Below are 18,439 nucleotides of genomic sequence, written 5' to 3'. Positions count from 1 at the left end.
CCGCCGGCTGAGATCATTGCCCTGCGCCGCCGCAACGATATCCTTGGTTTGCGAGACCGCGGCCTTGAGCGCCTCCGCGGCGCGGACCTGTTCGGTGATGTCGGTGGCATATTTCACTACCCGGAAGGGGCGGCCATTCTGGTCCAAGACCGGGTTATAGCTGGCCTGGATCCATATCTCGCGGCCGCCCTTGCCCAGTCGCCTGTACTGGGCCGCGTCATATTCACCGCGCCCAAGCTTGTCCCAGAAGGCGCGATAATCGGCTGACTGGCGATAGGCCGGATCGACGAACATGCCGTGGTGCTGGCCCTGCACCTCCTCCAGCGTGTAGCCTAACGCGGCCAGGAAGTTGGCATTGGCATGCAGCACCCGCCCATCGAGAGTGAATTCGATCACGGCCTGGGAACGATCGATCGCGGCGAGCTGGCCCTGCTGCGAGCGAAGCTCGGTCACGTCCATCCATTCCAGGATGTTGCCGTCGTACTGGCCCGCGGCATCATGGCTGGCCTGGACGTTCAGGGCGAATTTAAGCTCGCCCACCGTGATGTCGGTGCGGAAGGGCAGCCGCGATTCATCGGCCAGCATGCGCCGCTGGTGCGAGGGGTCGCGGTGGAAGGTGTCGATGCACATGCCCACGATCCGCGCCGGGTCGAAATTTGGCCAGATCTTCCGGAAGTTGTCGGCATTGCGCTTGAGCAATTCCTGTGTCGTGCGATTGACATAAGTGACCTTGAAGTCACGGTTCACCATCATCACCGCGGCGGACGTGCTTTCCAGCGCCTGCTGCGCATGCAACACCACGATGGCGTCGCTGACATCGGCCGCCAGCACCACGGCGCGATGCGGTGCACCGTTTTCCCCGGGCAAAGGAGAGGCGGTGAGGCGCAAGGTCACCATCCCGGCGGCGCCATGGGCCAACCGCAGGTCCACCGTAACCGGCACGCCACGCCCGACATGCTCGAGCAGGCGCACCAGGGCCGTGCCCGTCACCTCGGCCGCGATCAGCAGCGCCCCGAGCTTCTGGCCTCGCAGGGTTTCGGGTGCGGTGGCGAGCAGCGCCGCAAGGGGCGGGTTCGCATCCAGCACCGTGCCATCCGCCGCCAACTCCAGCATCGGCAGCACCTGCTCCAGCGCTGCGAGGCGCGCCTCCATGTCACGCACGGCGGCGCGACGGTCACGCGCGCCGCGGCGGTCGAAAAAGCTGACGGGCAGCTGGGCCGGCGAGGTGTGGCTGACGAACATGAACGTGCTCCGGAGCGGGTCAGGAATGCAGGGCGGATGCGTCGGCTGAGGCGGCCAGCGCTTCCTCGTCGAAGGTCAGCAGGCTTTCGAGCGAGACCAGCGCAACCATCCCACGCTCCAGCGGCACCAGGCCACACAGCAACCTCTCGGGTACCGAGGCGCCGATCTCGGGCACCGGGCGGATCTCCTCCGGCGCGACCGAGACGATGTCTGAGACGGCATCGACCAGCAGGCCGGCGGTGCGGGTACCGGTCTGGATGATGACCACCACATGCATCTGCGTCGGCACCGTGAGCGGCATGCCGAAGCGCGCCCGCAGGTCGAGGATCGGCACGATGATGCCGCGCAGGTTGATCACCCCGCGGATCCAGGGCGGCGCGTGCGGGATGGCCGTGGTCGCGGCCCAGCCCCTGATCTCACGCACGGCCATGATGTCGATGCCGTACTCGGCCGCATCCAGCGTGCAGGTGATGAACTGGCCGGCGGTGATGGTCACCGGATCCGGCCCGGCACCCGGGGGAGCAGCGAAGGCGACGGGCGCCGAGGCCCGCGGCGAGGCGTTGTGCATGCTAGGGTCCCTATTGCAGCGCCGGTTGCGGCTGGATGGTGCGGGTGGTCGTGGGCGGCACACCGGCACCGAGGCCTGGTATGTCGAGGATCAGGGCAACGCGCCCGTCGCCCAGGATGGTGGCGCCGCCGACACCGCCGATTTGGCCGTAGTTGGCCTCGATACTCTTGACGACGACCTGCTGCTGGCCGACCAGTTCGTCCACCATCAGGCCCAGGCGGCCGGCGTGGTCGGTCTCGACGATGACCACGATACCGCAGGAGGGATCGGTAACCGCACCGGGGACGCCGAAGCGCGCATGCAGCGGCAGCAACGGGATGTAGGCGCCACGCAGGGCCAGGACATTGCCCCGGCCGGGCACGGCATGGATGTCCTCGACGTGGGGCCGCAGGCTTTCCACGATGGCCGAGATGGGCACGATATAGGCCTCGCTTCCCACCGCCACGACTAGCCCGTCCAGCACCGCCAAGGTCAGCGGCAGCGACAGCACGAAGCGCGAACCCTGGCCGAAGCGGGATTCGAGAGTGATGCGCCCGCCCAAAGCCTGGATGTTGCGGCGAACCACATCCATCCCGACGCCCCGGCCGGAAACGGCGGAGACGGTGGCGGCGGTGGAGAAGCTGGGCAGGAAGATCAGCTCGTCGATTTCCGCCTCGCTCAAGGCCGCATCGGCCGCGACCAGACCGCGTTCGCGTGCCCGTGCCAGCACCCGGGCGCGGTCGATGCCCCGGCCGTCGTCACTCAGCTCGATGACGATGCGGCCGCTGCGCTGCTCGGCGCCCAGGTGCACCGTGCCCTGGCGCGGCTTGCCCGCAGCCTCGCGGGCATCGGGCGTCTCGATCCCGTGGTCCAGTGCATTGCGCAGCAGATGGGTCAGCGGGTCGGCCAGCTGCTCGACGACGGTTTTGTCGATCTCCGTCGCTTCACCGGTGATGACCAGGCGGACGTCCTTGCCGAGCTGGGCCGAGAGCTCGCGCACCAGCCGGGGCATGCGGGCGAAGACCGATTTCACGGGCTGGGTGCGGATGGCCATCACCCCCTCCTGCAGTTCGCGGGAGTGCTGCGCCAGGGTCTCCAGCCCGTTGATCAGGCCGGGACAGAGATCGGCCGGGAGGATGCTGGCGTGTTGCAGCAGCATGGCCTGATTGATCACCAGCTCGCCCACCAGATTGACCAGGCGGTCGATCTTCGAGACATCGACGCGCACGGAGGGGGCCGCGGCCTCGGCCCGGACGGGGCTCGCCGCCTCGGCCGGGGGCCGCGTCGGCGGGGGGCGTTCTCCGGAGGGCGCGACGATGTCGCTCGGCGAGGCCGGCACCAGGTCGACCGGAGACTCGGCGGCCAACGGCTCGATCTCCAGTTCGCAGTCGTCGATGACGAATTCGAAGACTTCTTCGACCTTGTCGCGCGGTGCCGGTTCGGTCAGCTCGAAGGTCCAGGCGATGTAGGCATCCTCGGCCTCCAGCCGCTCCAGGGGCGGCAGGCGGCTCGCATCGGCGGCCACGGTCACCGGCCCCAGGCGGCGCAGCTCCCGCACCAGCAGGAGTGGCTCGTTGGCGTTTCGGAACATGGCCGGATGAGGCCGGAACCGTAGCCGCCAGCCGGTGTCGCAAGCCGCTGCGGCAGCCGGGGGTGCCGCCGCGGGGCTCGCCGGCGCGCCGGTGCCGGCAGCTGCAGCTAGGAAGGCCTCGGTCAGCTCGGCCTCGAGGCCGGGCGGTGCAGCGGCGCCGTCGCGTTCCGCCGCCAGCAGATCGGCCAGGGCATCGGTGCCGCGCAGCATCAGCGTGACCAGTTCGGGCGTGAAGGCGATGGTGCCGTCACGCAACAGGTCGAGCAGCGTCTCCATGGCATGGGCCAGGCCGACCAGCCGGCCGAAGCCGAAGGCGCCGCCGCCGCCCTTGATGGAGTGGATGGCGCGGAACAGCGCATGCACCGTATCGGCATCCTCGCGTCCCTGCGCCAGCGCCGCGAGCTGGGCATAGGCGCTTTCCAGCAGCTCGGCGCATTCCTCGAAGTAGGTCGCACGCAGATGGTCGAAGCTCATCGCGGGTCAGCCGGCCACGCGCTTGACGACGTCGATCAGCTTCTGCGGATCGAAGGGCTTCACCAGCCATCCGGTCGCGCCGGCGCTCTTGCCCTCGGCCTTCTTGTTCGCATCGGATTCGGTGGTCAGCATCAGGATGGGCACGGACCGCCATTTCGGATCCCCCCGCAGCGCCCGGATCAGCGTGACGCCGTCCATCCGCGGCATGTTCAGGTCGGTGATGAGGACATCCACCGGCGCCGTCTTCAGGACGTCGAGCGCCTGCTGCCCGTCTTCCGCCTCGCTCACGTCGAAGCCCGCCTTGCGGAGGGTGAAGGTCACCATCTCCCGCATCGTGCGGCTGTCATCCACGGTCATTACGCGCTTGGCCATGTCAGTCCTCGAACGGGATAGCCGCGGTCAGGCCGAGATCGGCGATCGCCGCGGAGAAAGCGGTGGAAGCGTGACGCAGGTGGAACTCCGCGCCACGCCGCATGGCGCTGGCGGCCGCAGCCGCCAGGACCTGGAGGCAGGGTGTCGATATCCGCTCGACCATGCTGGCATCGAGCAGCAGGGCACCCTCATGCAGACGGTCGCGGAGGGCCTGGCACAGGCCTTCGGCCTCGGTCAGGTCGAGCGATGGTGGCAGTATCAGGTAGGCGATGCGGTCTTGCGCGGCTGCTTCGCTGGCGGTCATTCGCCTCGCCCTCACCTCAGCGGATGGATCACCCGGCGGGATGCGCGGGTGCATTGACTATGGCCGGCGACGCCTTAGCAAAGCGCTAAGGCGGATGGCGGATTGCAACATCCTGGGAAAAATCTAGAAAAGCTCGACATCGCCCGCCGCGCTGTCGTCCTCCTGCACCGTCGCCCGGTCATCGAGCAGCCGGGCCAGGAAGCGCTGCCGCACGCTGCTCAGCGATTGCCGCGACAGCATGCGCTGCAGCATCTCGACATCGACGCCCGTCTTGTTGGCCAGCGCCGGGACCGCATCGCGGGTCTCGCATTGCAGCGCTTCGGTCGCCTCTCCCAGCGCCTCGATCGCCTGGCTCACGTGGGTCAGGTGCTGGGTCGTCCGGTCCTGGAATTGCGCGCCGGTGACCAGGCGCGCGACCGTGCCGGCCATCTCGCCCGAGGCCGTCAGCGCCTCGGCCAGCACGGTGGCGAGCTGGTTGTTCTGCGCCGCCATGCCGGCCATGACCGCCTCCAGCCGGGCACGGGTGGAGGCCTGGGCCGAGCGGTCGGTGCCGGCGATGCCCTGCAACTGGGCATGCGCCCCCCGAAGGCCGCGGCCGACCGCATTGATGCGCTGGCGCACCAGGCGCGAGGTCCGGTCGGTTTCCATCGCCAGCTCCTTCAGCTCGTTGGCGATGACCTTGAAGGTGCCGCCGGCGCCCTCCGCCCGCTGCGCCTCGATGGCGGCGTTGAGGGCGACGAAGCGGGCCTGCTTGTTGATCGTGTCGATCCGCACCACGCATTCCTCGGCACCCGCGACCTCGGCGCCTACCCCGTCGAGCACGGCGACCATCTGGCCCGCCTGTTCGGCGACCGCGGCCAGGGCATCGATGCCCTGCACCAGCGCGGCACGGACGAAGCCCGTGGCTTCGGCCATCGGAATCCAATCCCCCCCCACCTCGATGGACTTGGCGAGGCCGGCCACGCGCTGCACGCGGTCGGTCTGCGCATCGGCAGCAGTGGCGAGGTCGCGGAAGCGGGCGCTGAGGTCGATCGTGCTCTGTTCGATCAGCCCGGCTGAGGCGGTGAGTTCCTCCGTCATGGCGATGAAGGACCGGCGTTCAATCTCGCTCAGTTCCAGCCAGCGGCCGAGCAGGTCGAGCACGGAACCAGCCAGGGCGTCAGAGGTCGGATGAGCCGGCACGGACTGGGGGAGGTCGACGGCGGGCAGCGACACGATAAAGGAGACCTCCTCAGGCTGGGCGCCTTCTTCACCCGGCCTCCTTCAAAAATCCCTTAATGGCGATGGCGTCCGGTGCTTTGGGGTGAACTGCGCCCGCGGCGAGACGACGCTGACCGTGGCGGGGGTGACGGAGTCCGGCAGCGCTTCCAGCACGATGCGCGCCTCGATGCAGCGGCAGCATCAGGCCGAGCAGCGCTCGGCACCGGCAAGTGAAGGGGGCGGGCCGCAGCGACGGCACTGGCCACACTTCGGGCAGCGGAACCAGTTCGCTGCCGGGGCTCAAGGCTTTGGGCTACGGCTGCGTGACCTCTGCCAAGCTCATGGGAGCAACCCTGGTCCGGTGGCCGTCGCGAGCGCGGTCCCGCGAGGCCCAGGTCAGTGGCTCAGCAGGCAGCATATCGGGCAGGCCGTCAGCAGATCGCGGGTCACGCCGCCGAAGACCCACTCGCTCAGGCGCGTATGGCCATAGCCGCCGGCGACGAGGAGATCGGCGTCCAGCCGCTCCGCCGCGCGGAGCAACTCTGCCGTGGCGCTGCGTCCGCCCCGCACCACCGCCTCGCCCGAGGCCCTGGCGCCATGCCGCAGGAGCAGCTGCGCGACGTCCTGCACGTGCCGCTCCCCAATGCGGCCCCCTCCCCCGGCTCACAGATCTCGAGGACCTGCACGCGCTCCGCCCGGGCCAGCAGCGGCAGGGCATCGATCACCGCGCGCCGGGCCTCCCGGCTCTCGTTCCAGGCCACCAAGACGCGGCGGCCCGCGAGCCCGGTGACGCCCGGCGGCACCACCAGCACAGGACGTCCCGCCCGCATCAGCACGTCGCCCGGTGCGGCCGTTTGGCGGACACCGGCCGGCCGGGCCTCGGCGTCGCGGCCGATGATGACCAGCTCCGCGGCCCGCGCCTCCCGTGCCAGCGCATCGCCGGGGTATTCGAGGAAGGCGCGCCATTCCGCAGCCGCGCCGGCAATCGCCCGGAACCGGTCGCCAGCGGCCTCCAGCATGGCGCGGACGCGCCGCATGTCGTCCTCGATGATGTCCGCGACCATGACGCTTTCGCCGAAGGGCGGCATGAAGGGCGGGCGCACCGCGCAGGCCGCCAGCCCGATCAGCTGGGCGCCGCACTCTCCGGCAAGTTTGGCGGCCAGCCGGACCCGCGCTTCGGTTCCGGCGCCCGGCCCGGCCTCCACCATGAGTGCCTTGTAGGCCATCGTCATCCTCGCCTCCTCGCTGCAGTCGCCGGGATGGCAAAAGCTTAGGGGCCTGGCGGGGATGCGCCTTGATCCACCTCAATCGAGGGCCGTGCCGGCGGCGCAGGTACGAGGGCGGCATTGCCTCCCGGGGCGCGCCGGCACGTCAGATCGCCCCCACCCCGTCAATGCCCGATCGCGTCGCGGCAGCCGGGCCAGGCACCTCATCGGCGGAGGGGAAGTGCTCCTTGATGCGGGCGCCATTCAATCGGCAGAGGGGCTACATCTTATGGATTTCATGCTTCGGTTTGATAGCACCGCAGAAATAGTCCTTAAGCCCGTTCTTTTCATGGAAAACTCTGTTGCGATTACGTTTTTTATTCGATATCAAAAAAGAAGGCGGTATTCAGTTCTGGTGGCGGGGACAACATGACAAGCAAAGTCAGCTATTCAAAAACAAACAGCTGGAATAGCGGACTACAAGCTGAAATCACACTGTCTGCTGAAGAAGCGCTGAATGGCTGGACCATCGAATTCGATGCAAGCTATCCGATCAGCCAGATCTGGAATGCCAGGATCATATCCCATATTGGCAATCACTACGTCATCGCCAATGCCGACTGGAACGCCGCGGTGGCCAAAGGAGGCACGGTTTCTTTCGGATTCATTGCTGGGCTGGGCGATGCACCCACGGGATACCTCGTGAACGGCCAGCCCCTGTCGACAGCTCCCGTACCGCCGCCATCGCCTGTGCTGCCCAGCATCAGCGTCGCCGACATCGCGGTGGCGGAAGGGAATGCCGGCCAGGGCGCAGCGACCTTCACGGTCAGGCTCTCCGCACCTTCGACGACCGCCGTCAGCCTTGCCTATGCGACCGCTCCCGGCTCTGCCGCCGCCGGCACGGACTTCGAGGCCCGGAGTGGCACCCTGATCTTTGCCCCCGGGGAAACCAACAAGACAGTGACGGTTGTGGTGAAGGGCGATGCCGCGGTCGAGGCGAACGAGACCTTCAGCCTTGTCCTGTCCGGCGCGGTCGGCGCCACCCTTGTCGGCACCGGCGCCACGGCAACCATCGTCAACGACGATGCCGCGATCGTCACGCCGCCCGCGGCGACGGTGACGGACGCCGCCGTCACCGAAGATGCGCGTGGCTCGGTGCAGGCGATCTTCACCGTGAGCCTTACGCGGCCGGCCGATGGCCCGGTGTCCCTGCGCTACGCCACACGCGACGGCACGGCGATCGCGGGCGCGGATTACGTCGCGGCCTCCGGGACAATCGCCTTCGCAGCAGGCGAGACCAGCAAGACCATCGCCGTGGCGGTGCAGGACGACCAAGCCGTCGAAGGGGATGAGGCATTCGCCCTTGTCCTGTCGGATGCCGCCGGAGCCTCCATCGGCCGGGGCACGGGCACCGCGACGATCAGGGACAACGATGCGCCGCCGCCGCCCACGCCGCCCGCCACCGGGGCGGTCAGCTATGCCGTTGCGAGCGATTGGGGCAATGGCTTCACCGCAGAGGTGCGGGTCGCCGCCAGCGCCTCAAGGCTCGACGGCTGGACGGTCGCCTTCGATGCCGGCTTCAGCATCACCAACTTGTGGAATGCCGAGATCGTCTCGCATGTCGGCACCCATTACGTCATCCGCAACGCTGCCTGGAACGGCGCGGTCGCCCCCTCGGGTACGGTGTCCTTCGGCTTCCAGGCGAGCACCTCGAGCGGACACGACGTCAGTCAGCTGGTCCTGGCCGCGGCAGGCGGCACGGGGGGCGCCTTGCCGGCACTCTCCATTGCCGATGCGACCGTGACCGAAGGCAATGCCGGCAGTGCCAGCGAGAGCTTCACGGTATCCCTCTCGCATGCCGCCACCACCGCCGTCACCGTCGGCTTCGCAACCGCCTCCGGCAGTGCCGTCGCCGGGGCGGATTTCGTGGCTGCCACCGGCACCATCACCTTCAACCCGGGAGAGGTGAGCAAAGTCCTGACGGTTGCGGTCCTGGGCGACACCGTCCAGGAAGCGACGGAAACCTACGGCGTCACGCTGTCGGCCGCATCCGGCGCAACCATCGCCGATGGCGCCGCCGTCGGCACCATCCTCGATAACGATGCCGTCACCGGCCAGCCACCGCCGGCCACCGCCGGCTTCTTCCATACCGAAGGCAACCAGATCGTCGATGCCTCCGGCCATCCGGTCGAGATCGCCGGCGTGAACTGGTTCGGCTTCGAGACCGCGACCGCGGCGCCGCACGGGCTGTTCGCGCGCAGCTATACCGCCATGATGGACCAGATGAAGGCGCTGGGGTTCAACACCATCCGCCTGCCTTTCTCCGACCAGCTGCTCGATCCCTCCCGCAACGCGCCGGGCGGCATCGACTACACCCTGAACCCCGACCTGCGTGGCCTCAGCGGACTTGCCCTCATGGACAAGATCGTCGCCTACGCCGGGACGATCGGGCTGAAGATCATCCTCGACCACCACCGCAGCTCCGCCGGCGACGGCGCCAATGGCGGCGGCCTCTGGTACGATCAGAATTACGGTGAGGCGAAGTGGATCGAGAACTGGCAGATGCTGGCCACCCACTATGCCGGCAATGCCACCGTCATCGGCGCCGACCTGGCCAATGAGCCGCATGGTGCGGCGACCTGGGGTGACGGCAGCGCCAACGACTGGGCGGCCGCGGCCACCCGCGCCGGCAACGCCATCCAGTCGGTCAACGCCAATTGGCTGATCGTCGTGGAAGGCACCGGGCAAGGCTACTGGTGGGGCGGCGACCTGTCAGGCGTGGCGACGCGTCCCATCACGCTCAACGTGGCGAACCACGTGGTCTATTCGCCGCACGACTACCCGAATTCGATCTACGGCCAGCCCTGGTTCTCCGAGGCCGGCTTTCCCGGCAACCTCGAGCAGGTCTTCGACCAGCACTGGGGCTTCATCTACCGCCAGGACATTGCCCCGGTGCTGCTAGGCGAGTTCGGCAGCAAGCTGGCCGACCCGAAGGACCTCGCTTGGCTGGACAGGATCATCCGCTACCTGGATGGGGACTTCAACGCCGATGGCCGTCCGGACATCCCGGCCGGCGACAAAGGGATCAGTTGGGCGTGGTGGTCCTGGAACCCCAACTCCGGCGATACCGGCGGCATCCTCGGCGATGATTGGACGACGGTCGATCAAGCCAAGATCGCCGCCCTGCGTCCCCTCCTGGCCGACGTCAGCCCCCTGAGCGGGGGATTGTAGCGTCCTGATCGAAGGTCCCGCCACTGGCTGCATGTGACCGCGCAGCTGCTATTGCCGGGTTTCGGACAACGGCGCGGCGATGGGCGGATCCTGCCCGGGATCGGGCCAGCCGGTCCACCATCCACATGATCCGTTAACCTCCCCATCAACTCCCAGGCCGACACCGTCGCGCCCGGCCGCACCATCATCGCGCGACAGAACGATTTCTTAACCGCCATCGCCGATATTGACGTCGGAGGTGCCCGTGGTCGTTCGCCCAAGAGTCCGCATGTCGCATGCCGTCGTGGCCGGGATCCTCCTCGGGCCGGCTCCGGCCGTCCATGCCGCCACCACCACCACCACCATGGCGGTGAGCGCCACGGTGCTGTCCTTCTGCTCGGTCTCCGCCCTGCCGCTGGCCTTCGGCAACTACAGCGGCGCGCTGCTGTCGGCGTCGACCACCGTCTCGGTCACCTGCACGCTCGGTACCACCTTCAACCTCGGCATCGATGCCGGGCTCGGCAGCGGCGCCACGGTCGCCGCCCGGCAGATGACCTTCGGCGGCAATACGCTCACCTACGGCCTCTACAGCAATGCGGGGGCGACCACGGTGATCGGCACCAGCATCGGCACGAACACCATCAGCAGCACCGGCACCGGCTCCAGCCAGTCGATCACCGTCTACGGCCAGGTGCCCGCCGGCCAGGCTGTCGCCCCCGGCCTCTACACCGACACGGTGACGGTCACGATCACCTACTGACCAATCCTCATGGAAGGCGAGCATGCAAAAACCTGCGTGCGGACTGCTCGGCGCCCTGGCGCTGATGGGCGTGTCCACCCCGGCGCAAGGCCAGGGGCTGCAACTCGAGCCGGTATCCCTGGCATTCCAGCCAGGCCAGATGGCCGCCGTCCTCATGGTGACCAACAAGGCCGCCGCGGAAGTCGCCGTCCAGGCCCGCCCGTTCCGCTGGAGCCAGGCCGGCGGCGAGGATCTGCTGGCGCCGACCGACCAGCTGGCGGTCAGCCCGCCGATCACCCGGATCTCCCCCGGCCAGACCCAGACCTTCCGCCTGGTGCTACGGCAGCCGCCCGCCGGCACCGAAGGCAGCTTCCGCGTGCTGCTCGACGAGTTGCCCGCCCCCACGGCCGGCGGGGCGGTGCGCATCGCCTTGCGGATGTCGGTGCCGGTCTTCGCCACCGTGCCGGGCCAGCAGCCGGTGCTCACCTGGCGGGTCGGCCAGGATGCGCGCGGCGCCTATCTCAGCGCGCTGAATTCGGGTGGTGGCCATGTCCGCATCATCAATCCGCAGCTGACCACGGCCAGCGGCGTGCGGGTCGCCGGGGCCACCGGGCAGCTGCCCTATGTCCTGCCGCACTCCGAGCGCATCTGGCGGCTGGACCACCAGGCGCCGCTCAGCCCTGGCATGCGGCTGCGCCTCGCCGCGCTCTCGGATGCCGGGCCGATCACCGCGACGGTGCGGGTCGACGACAAATGACCAGGCGCCGGCCCGGCCCGGCGCTCCTTCGCTGCCTCACCGCCGTCGTGCTGCTGGCGGGCGGCGGCCCGGCGCGCGGCACCGAGCGGGCGCTGCTGCTGGATGTCTTCATCAACGCGCATCCCTCCGGCATCGTCGCCGAGTTCCACGAGCGGGCCGGACAGCTCTTCGCGCGCCGCGACGAGCTGCAGACCCTGGGGCTGCAGCCCGGGCCGGGCGGTGCGGCCGATGAGGTGCCGCTCGGCGGCTGGGCCGGCCTGTCCTGGCGCCTCGACGAGAGGGCGCAGCGGCTGCACGTCACGGTGCCGCCGCACCTGCTGCGCCCGAGCCGGCTGGGGCCGGCCGGCGCCCTGGAGGCCGGCCGGCCGGCCCTCGAGAGCGCCTGGGGCGCCGTGCTGAACTACGACCTGATCGGCACCGGGCTGCTCGGCTCCGGCCTGGGGAGGCCGGGGGCCGGCAGCCAGGGCGGCCCGGGACATGGCCTGGCGGACAGGGTGCTGGCACAGGCCCTGCTGGATGGCCGGATGTTCAGCCCCTTCGGCGTCGCCGCGACCAGCTACCTCGGCCGCGCCGACGCCGGTGCCGCGGCATTCACCCGCCTCGAGTCGAGCTGGGTCTTTTCCGAGCCCGACAGCATGCTGCGCGCCCGCGCCGGCGACCTGGTGAGCAGCGGCCTGTCGTGGTCGCGGCCGGTGCGCCTGGGCGGGGTGCAGTTCAGCACCGATTTCGCCATCCGCCCCGACCTCGTCACCTTCCCGACGCCGACCATCACCGGCACGGTCGCGGTGCCCTCGACCGTGGACGTGCTGGTGAACGGCGTGCGGCTGCTGGGCCAGGAGGTGCAGCCCGGCCCCTTCGAGATCCGCCAGCTGCCGGTCGTCACCGGCGCCGGCGAGGTCTCGGTGGTGACGCGCGACGCCAGCGGCCAGGACGTGCGGCGGAGCCTGCCGATCTATGCCAGCGCCGCCATGCTGGCGCCGGGCCTCTCCAGCTTCTCCGCCGAGGCCGGCCTGGTCCGCCTGAACTATGGACTGGCCGGCGGCGACTACCGGGCGCCGACCGGGGCCGTCACCTACCGCCGCGGCCTGGCCGACTGGCTGACCGTCGAGGGCCATGCCGAGACGAGCCTCGGCCACGGCGCCCCCCGGCGGCGGCGGCGTGCTGGCCCCTTGGCGATGGCCGGTGGCGGGCTGGCCACCGCCGTGCCGCGGCTGGGGGGCCTGTCCCTCGGCGTGGCGGGCAGCACCGCCGGCGGGCGCACCGGCGGCCTCGTCTCGGTCGCGGTCGAGAGGATCGGTCCGGCGCTCAGCGCCGCGGTCGCGGTGCAGGCCTCGACGCCGGGGTTCCGCGACACCGCCGCCAGCTTCGGCGACCCGTATCCACGGCTTCGGCTGCGCGCCAGCCTGGGCTGGACCCTCGGCCGCTTCGGCACATTCGGACTGGCCTATATCGGCCTGCGGCGCGATCCGGCCTGGATCGCCGCGCCGCAGTACCGTGGGGCGCCCAGCAGCTTCGACCTGCCCTCGCTCGTGCCGGCGACGCGGGTCTCGCTGCTCTCCGCCAGCCTCTCCCGCCCCCTCTTCGACAGCCGTGCCTATGCCTGGGTGAATGGCTACCGGGACTTCGGGGGCAGCGCGGGGCTCGTCGCGGGCATCAGCGTCGCACTCGGACCGCGCAGCACGGCGGGCGCAAGCCTCGACATGGGGCGAGGGCAAAGCTACGGCGGCCTCCAGGCCAGCCATGCGGCGGTCGCCAACGGCGACTTCGGGGGCCAGCTCCAGCTGCTGCACGGCGATCTCGAACGCGAGCTGGCGACGGGTGAGTACCGGACACCCTGGGGACGTCTCGCCGCCGGCATCGACCACGCCGGCCGGCAGACCGCGTTGCGCGCCAGCGCCCAGGGCGCCCTGGCACTGGCGGGCGGGAGCGTCTTCGCCGCCAATACGCTGCGCAACAGCTTCGCGGTGGTCGATACCGGCCTGCCGGGGGTCGGCGTGCTGCACGAGAACCGGCCGGTCGGCCGGACGGGTGCGGATGGCCGGCTCCTGGTGCCCGATCTGCGGTCCTTCGGCCGCAACCGCATCGGCATCGCGGCAACCGACGTGCCGATCGATGCCGAGGTCGGCGAAACCACCCGGCTGGTCCGGCCGCAGGACCGCTCCGGCGTCGTCGTGCGCTTCCCGGTGCGGCGCAACGACGGCGCCATCGTCCGCCTCACCGATGCCGCCGGCACCCCGATCCCGGCCGGCAGCAGCGTTCGGCAGCTGCGCCCGGATGCAGCTGCGGCGACACCGGTCGGCTTCGACGGCGAGGCCTACCTGACCGGCCTGGGCGCCCGGAACCGCATCGAGGTCAGGCTGGCCAATGGCCGCCGGTGCCAGGCCGAGGTGGCCTATGCCCGGCATGGCGGCACCCTGCCCCGGCTGCAGGCTTCACCATGCCGCGCCGTACCATGACGGGCCTGCGCCTCGCGCTGGCGGCCTTCCTGGCGTTGCTGCTGACCTCGCGGCCGGCGCAGGCCGTGTCCTGCAGCGTCAGCGCCACCGGCCTGGCCTTCGGCACCTACCAGCCTCTCGCCGGGGCGGCGAATACCTCGACGGCGACCGTGACGGTGACCTGCTTCCCTGGCCTGCTGTCGATCTTCGTCAATTACTCAGTGCAGCTCACCGCCGGCAGCAGCAATCAGGTGTCGAACCGGGCAATGAGCGGGCCGAATGGCTCGCTGCGCTATCAGATCTATCGTGACATCGCGCTGACGCAGCCTTGGGGCGACGGCACCGCGGGGACCTCGTTTCCGTCCGACGGATTCGTGCTGGGTATCCTCTTCCCGGTAACGACGGTGTTCACCGCCTACGGCCGGGTGCCGGCCGCCCAGCTGGTCGGTCCCGGGGTCTATACGGACACCGTGGTCGTGGTGGTCAGCTACTGACTGTCGCCCCTGGGGCGGAGAGCTCCGGCGGATCCGATCGATGGTCGGACTTCAATCCCTCTCGCGATCGCCGAGCAGGTGCAGCACGAGTTCGCGCGGGTGGGGGCTCGTCCTGTGTTCCCAGAGATAGATCCCCTGCCAGGTCCCGAGCACAAGCTGGCCCTCGGCGAGCGGAATCGAGAGCTGGGTCTGTGTCAGCGCGGCGCGGATATGGGCTGGCATGTCGTCAGGCCCCTCGTCCTCGTGCCGGTATCGGCCGCCGCCGCCATCGGGCACGAGGCGGCGGAAAAATGCTTCCAGGTCGGTCTGGACGTCCGGCGACGCATTTTCCTGAACCAGCAGCGATGCCGAGGTATGCCGGCACCAGATGGTCAGCAGGCCCGTGACGAATCCCTGGCGCATCGCCCAGCCACAAACCCGATCGGTGATGGCCACCAGGCCGCGCCCGCGCGTCGTGATCTCGATGCGATGCAGGCGCTGTTCCACACCATTCCCTCCCCGGCCAGCTGGTCTCAGCGTATCGCATCATAGCCAGCCGCGCTCGCGGAAGCTGGCAAGATCGATGCCCGCCGGCGCATACCAGCCGCCGGCGCGATAGCGGGCGCCGAGCTGAAGCGCCGCCTCCTTGTTGCCGAAAGGAATGCGGAGCGGCGTGTCGCCGCTGGGGGCATCCGGGGGCATCACGGCTGGTGCGACCTTGCCGGGTCGCTTCGCCCGAGGTTTCCCGGTGCCGGCTTTCGGCTGCCGGGCGGCCGCCTTCCGGCCCGGCGCGGCTGGCCTGTCGTCACGGTCCGACCCGACCTCCGCTGCCGGCGCATCGGCCGCAGGATGGTCCGGCGGGCGCCTCTTCGCCCGGACGGGCGGTGGTCGCCCACCCCCGGCATCGGCCGTCGCCTGGGCTCCGTTTTTCCTGGCTGCGTGCTGGTCGAGGAAGGCGCGGCAGGTGGCACCCGAGGTGGTGTAGCCCCGCGGCGGCTTGAGCCCCTTCTGACGGGCGAGGCTATCCACGAAGCGCTTCATCGCCGGCGTCGGCGGCCGATCCGGGCCGGCCGCCCTGGCGGCACCGCCCAGCAGCGCCGCATCGACGGAGCCTGCGCCCTCCTGCAGGCGGCCGATGATGCGGCTGGCCTGGGCACAGACGGCGTCGATCGCCCCGACCATCTCCTGCTGCCCGACCAGCACGTCGTCCAGCAGGCGCTCCAGCTGCGCGGTCACGCCGGGGTCGACCAGCGCCGGATCGGCCCGCTCCAGCACGGCGAAGAGCGCCAAGCCGCGCTCGGTCGGCACGATGTGCTTGCCGTCGGCGACGAGGAACTCCTGCGTCTTCAGCCCGCGGATGATCTCGGCGCGGGTCGCCGGCGTGCCGATGCCCTTGGCCTCCCTCAGTCGCTCCTGCAGCGCCTCGTCCGCGACGAAGCGCCAGGCATTCTGCATCGCCTCGATCAGCGTGCCCTCGTTGTAGCGTGGCGGCGGTCGGGTTTCCTTGTCCTCGACCGTGGCGTCGTGCAGCCTGGCCGTCTCGCCATGCCGCAGGACGGGCAGCAGCTGCGCCTCCTCCCCCTTTTCCTCGGCCGGCTGCCAGTCCGGAAATGCCGAGCGCCAGCCGAGCTCGATGGGCTGCCGGCCGGCGGCGCGGAACAGGTGGCCCTGCACATCCAGGGTGACGGTGGTCTGCCGGTAGCGGAAGTCCGGCATGACAGCCGCCAGATAGGAGCGGGCGATGACATCGAACAGCCGCCGTTCGTCGCCCGAAAGGCGCGGCCAGACCTCGCGCAGCGTATCCACCGTGTTGACGTTGGGGATGACGGCATGGTGGCTGGCCCCGGCGAGGCCCTTGTCGTGGAAATGACCGCTCGCGCCGCGGCGGACGACCGGTGGCTCGGGCACCGGAACCTCGCTGAAGGCCCGCCCGACACGCAGCCCGGCGACGATCCGTGGCGCATCCGGGATCAGGCTTTCCGGCAGGTAGCGGGTCTCGGCGCGGGGGTAGGTGATGACCTTCTTGCCCTGACCGTCATAGAGTTCCTGCGCCACCTCGAGCGTGCGCGCCGCCGACCAGCCGAAGCGCGAGCCGCACAGCTTCTGCAACGACGGCAGATCATGCAGCCGGGGCGGCCCCTGGCGCTTGTCCTCGACCCGCACGGCGAGCGGCCCGGCAAAGCCCTCGGCGGCCGCGGCGATCGCCTCGGCGTCCTCGCGCCTGAGGATCCGCTCCTTCGGCGCGTGCCGCATCCGCAATGGCCCGGCTCCGGCCTCGGCGGTGGCGACCACCTCGAAATAGGCCTGCGGGACGAAGCTGCGGATTTCCAGCTCGCGCTTGCAGACGATGGCAAGGGTCGGGGTCTTCACACGGCCAACGCCGATGACGGTCCGCGCCCCGCGGGCCAGGGTCACGGTGGCCGTGCGGGTCAAGGACAGGTTGTAGATCTGGTCCGCCTGCCGCCGCGCGACCGCGGCCGCGTAGAGGCGGGCGAACTCGGCATTGGGCCTGGCCTTGGCAAAGGCGTCGCGGATGGTCTGCGGGTCCTGGGCGGTGAAGATCACGCGCATGACCGTGCCGCGGTAGCCGTAATGCTCAAGGATCTCCTGGCCGATCAGCTGGCCCTCGCGGTCGCAGTCGGTGGCGAGCCAGACGCGCTTCGCGCCCCGCAGCGCGTCACGGATCGCCTTGAGCTTCGAAGCTTTGTTGCCGCCGATGGCCGGCTTGGTGCCGTAGAGACCGTCTGGCCGCAGCAGGGCCGCTGTCCAGCGCTTCCAGTCGGGCGAGACCTCCTCAGGCTCGACGAGGTCGAACAGGTGGCCCTCGGCCGGCAGGATGGCCCCGTAGCGACCGCCGACGGCCGCCCGGACGTCCTTCGCCTGGCTGGTCTTCTCCGTAATGACGACTTGGTCGGTCATGCGAACGCTCCGCCTGTTCCCTATAGGTTCCAGACGGAAAGCGCCATCGGTATGCGGTGAGGATGCCGTTCGCCTGTGGCCGGATGCCCGGCCATGGCGGATGACCTCACCGGCTGAGCTTCTCGCTTCTGCGTCGACGATGGCCCGGACATCGCCTTTCAGAAAACCTCTGCGGTTGGGGACTCGACTTGCTCCGCTTTAGTGGAGAGGCATTAGGTCAGGAGACGGCCATCTTCTCGAACTGTGCAGGGCTTGTGAAGTCGAGCGCGGAATGGCGCCGGATGGGGTTGTAGAAGCCATCGATGTAGCGGCCGATGGCAGCCGTGGCGTCGGCGCGCGTCTCGAAAGCGGTGCGCCAGACGAGTTCGGATTTCAGCGTCTTGAAGAATGTCTCGACCATGGCGTTGGCGAAGCAGTTTCCCCGCCCGGACATGGAGATCAGGATGCCCAGGGCCTCAAGCTCGGCTTGGTAGTCCGTGGAACAATATTGCGATCCGCGGTCCGAATGATGGATCAGCCCCGCTGCCGGGCGGCGCATGACAACCGCTTTCCGCAGCGCCGCCCAGGTCAGGTCGCGGTGCAGCCTATCACTGGTCGACCAGCCGACCACACGGCGAGCGAACAAATCGATGATCACGGTGAGATACAGACAGCCCTTCTTCGTCCAGATGGTGGAGATGTCGGCCCCCCATTTTTCAGCCGGGCCTGCCGTCGTGAAATCATGATCGAGCAGGTTCGGCGCCACCGGCCAAGTGTGATGGCTGTCGGTTGTCCGTTTGAACCGCCGCTTCTGTCGCGCCCTGAGCCCATTCTCGCGCATCAGGCGCGCCGTCCGGCGGCGGCCAACGGTCAGGCCGCCGTCGCGCAACTCGCGCGTCATGCGTGGGCTGCCGTACGTGCCGTTGGACAGCGCGAAGGCCGACCGGACATGTGCTAGAGCACATTGAGGTTGCGCGGAATCGCGCGTTCTG

At 69.5% G+C, this 18,439-nt stretch carries 16 protein-coding genes; 6 read left to right on the top strand and 10 right to left on the bottom strand.

The window, feature by feature from the left end; translation table 11 throughout:
* The 7 genes from QWZ14_RS13400 to QWZ14_RS31995 all read right to left on the bottom strand — a co-directional run.
* Nucleotides 1-1,242 (bottom strand): PAS domain-containing protein (locus QWZ14_RS13400; protein ID WP_290317190.1); only part of this gene is annotated, 1,242 nt, incomplete at its 3' end.
* A gap of 19 nt (nt 1,243-1,261) precedes the next feature.
* Nucleotides 1,262-1,810, bottom strand: coding sequence for a chemotaxis protein CheW (locus tag QWZ14_RS13395; protein ID WP_290317189.1), 549 nt, complete (start codon nt 1,808-1,810; stop codon nt 1,262-1,264).
* A gap of 10 nt (nt 1,811-1,820) precedes the next feature.
* A complete protein-coding gene (locus tag QWZ14_RS13390; protein ID WP_290317188.1) occupies nt 1,821-3,854 on the bottom strand; it encodes a chemotaxis protein CheA in 2,034 nt (677 codons plus the stop codon).
* A gap of 6 nt (nt 3,855-3,860) precedes the next feature.
* A complete protein-coding gene (locus QWZ14_RS13385; RefSeq protein ID WP_290317187.1) occupies nt 3,861-4,226 on the bottom strand; it encodes a response regulator in 366 nt (121 codons plus the stop codon).
* Between the two features lies 1 nt (nt 4,227).
* The gene (locus tag QWZ14_RS13380) at nt 4,228-4,530 is read right to left on the bottom strand and encodes an STAS domain-containing protein (RefSeq protein ID WP_290317186.1); all 303 of its coding nucleotides are present in this window, start codon (nt 4,528-4,530) and stop codon (nt 4,228-4,230) included.
* Between the two features lie 123 nt (nt 4,531-4,653).
* Nucleotides 4,654-5,745: a methyl-accepting chemotaxis protein gene (locus tag QWZ14_RS13375; protein ID WP_290317185.1), complete on the bottom strand. Its 1,092-nt coding sequence runs from the start codon at nt 5,743-5,745 to the stop codon at nt 4,654-4,656.
* A gap of 381 nt (nt 5,746-6,126) precedes the next feature.
* On the bottom strand, nt 6,127-6,300 hold the full coding sequence (locus QWZ14_RS31995) for a universal stress protein (RefSeq protein ID WP_353959306.1): 174 nt from the start codon (nt 6,298-6,300) through the stop codon (nt 6,127-6,129).
* Between the two features lie 284 nt (nt 6,301-6,584).
* Here QWZ14_RS31995 and QWZ14_RS31990 point away from each other — a divergent pair, with 284 nt between their 5' ends.
* The 6 genes from QWZ14_RS31990 to QWZ14_RS13345 all read left to right on the top strand — a co-directional run bounded on the left by QWZ14_RS31990 (nt 6,585) and on the right by QWZ14_RS13345 (nt 14,570).
* On the top strand, nt 6,585-7,004 hold the full coding sequence (locus tag QWZ14_RS31990) for a hypothetical protein (protein WP_353959305.1): 420 nt from the start codon (nt 6,585-6,587) through the stop codon (nt 7,002-7,004).
* A 360-nt stretch (nt 7,005-7,364) separates the two neighbouring features.
* A complete protein-coding gene (locus tag QWZ14_RS13365) occupies nt 7,365-10,166 on the top strand; it encodes a Calx-beta domain-containing protein (protein ID WP_290317183.1) in 2,802 nt (933 codons plus the stop codon).
* Nucleotides 10,167-10,434: 268 nt separating this feature from the next.
* Nucleotides 10,435-10,905 carry a Csu type fimbrial protein gene (locus QWZ14_RS13360; RefSeq protein WP_290317181.1) on the top strand — a complete coding sequence of 157 codons (471 nt, stop codon included), beginning with the start codon at nt 10,435-10,437 and terminating at the stop codon, nt 10,903-10,905.
* 22 nt (nt 10,906-10,927) lie between these two features.
* Nucleotides 10,928-11,641, top strand: a complete 714-nt coding sequence (locus QWZ14_RS13355) for a fimbrial biogenesis chaperone (protein ID WP_290317180.1) — start codon at nt 10,928-10,930, stop codon at nt 11,639-11,641.
* The gene (locus QWZ14_RS13350) at nt 11,638-14,097 is read left to right on the top strand and encodes a fimbria/pilus outer membrane usher protein (protein ID WP_290317179.1); all 2,460 of its coding nucleotides are present in this window, start codon (nt 11,638-11,640) and stop codon (nt 14,095-14,097) included. Before QWZ14_RS13355 ends, QWZ14_RS13350 begins: the two co-directional genes overlap by 4 nt.
* Nucleotides 14,079-14,570 (top strand): Csu type fimbrial protein, encoded by a 492-nt coding sequence (locus tag QWZ14_RS13345; RefSeq protein ID WP_290317177.1) that lies wholly within the window; start codon nt 14,079-14,081, stop codon nt 14,568-14,570. Before QWZ14_RS13350 ends, QWZ14_RS13345 begins: the two co-directional genes overlap by 19 nt.
* Nucleotides 14,571-14,621: 51 nt before the next feature.
* Here QWZ14_RS13345 and QWZ14_RS13340 read toward each other — a convergent pair whose 3' ends face one another.
* From QWZ14_RS13340 to QWZ14_RS13330, 3 genes are all read right to left on the bottom strand, one after another.
* Nucleotides 14,622-15,056: a secondary thiamine-phosphate synthase enzyme YjbQ gene (locus QWZ14_RS13340; protein ID WP_290317176.1), complete on the bottom strand. Its 435-nt coding sequence runs from the start codon at nt 15,054-15,056 to the stop codon at nt 14,622-14,624.
* A 39-nt stretch (nt 15,057-15,095) separates the two neighbouring features.
* Nucleotides 15,096-17,468 carry a type IA DNA topoisomerase gene (locus QWZ14_RS13335; protein ID WP_290317175.1) on the bottom strand — a complete coding sequence of 791 codons (2,373 nt, stop codon included), beginning with the start codon at nt 17,466-17,468 and terminating at the stop codon, nt 15,096-15,098.
* Between the two features lie 217 nt (nt 17,469-17,685).
* A partial coding sequence (locus QWZ14_RS13330) for an IS3 family transposase (RefSeq protein WP_290317174.1) occupies nt 17,686-18,439 on the bottom strand: 754 nt, incomplete at its 5' end.

This window comes from Paeniroseomonas aquatica, assembly GCF_030409335.1.
GTDB classification, from domain to species: Bacteria; Pseudomonadota; Alphaproteobacteria; order Acetobacterales; family Acetobacteraceae; genus Belnapia; species Belnapia aquatica.
Note: the sequence above shows the minus strand (reverse complement) of the source record. Positions and strands in the feature narration are given on the sequence as shown.

What these genes read in the sequence shown, in the direction of transcription:
- QWZ14_RS13395 (WP_290317189.1), bottom strand. Translation starts at nt 1,810, where the DNA reads ATGCACAACGCCTCGCCGCGGGCCTCGGCGCCCGTCGCCTTCGCTGCT.
- QWZ14_RS13390 (WP_290317188.1), bottom strand. Translation starts at nt 3,854, where the DNA reads ATGAGCTTCGACCATCTGCGTGCGACCTACTTCGAGGAATGCGCCGAG.
- QWZ14_RS13385 (WP_290317187.1), bottom strand. Translation starts at nt 4,226, where the DNA reads ATGGCCAAGCGCGTAATGACCGTGGATGACAGCCGCACGATGCGGGAG.
- QWZ14_RS13380 (WP_290317186.1), bottom strand. Translation starts at nt 4,530, where the DNA reads ATGACCGCCAGCGAAGCAGCCGCGCAAGACCGCATCGCCTACCTGATA.
- QWZ14_RS13365 (WP_290317183.1), top strand. Translation starts at nt 7,365, where the DNA reads ATGACAAGCAAAGTCAGCTATTCAAAAACAAACAGCTGGAATAGCGGA.
- QWZ14_RS13360 (WP_290317181.1), top strand. Translation starts at nt 10,435, where the DNA reads ATGTCGCATGCCGTCGTGGCCGGGATCCTCCTCGGGCCGGCTCCGGCC.
- QWZ14_RS13355 (WP_290317180.1), top strand. Translation starts at nt 10,928, where the DNA reads ATGCAAAAACCTGCGTGCGGACTGCTCGGCGCCCTGGCGCTGATGGGC.
- QWZ14_RS13350 (WP_290317179.1), top strand. Translation starts at nt 11,638, where the DNA reads ATGACCAGGCGCCGGCCCGGCCCGGCGCTCCTTCGCTGCCTCACCGCC.
- QWZ14_RS13345 (WP_290317177.1), top strand. Translation starts at nt 14,079, where the DNA reads ATGCCGCGCCGTACCATGACGGGCCTGCGCCTCGCGCTGGCGGCCTTC.
- QWZ14_RS13335 (WP_290317175.1), bottom strand. Translation starts at nt 17,468, where the DNA reads ATGACCGACCAAGTCGTCATTACGGAGAAGACCAGCCAGGCGAAGGAC.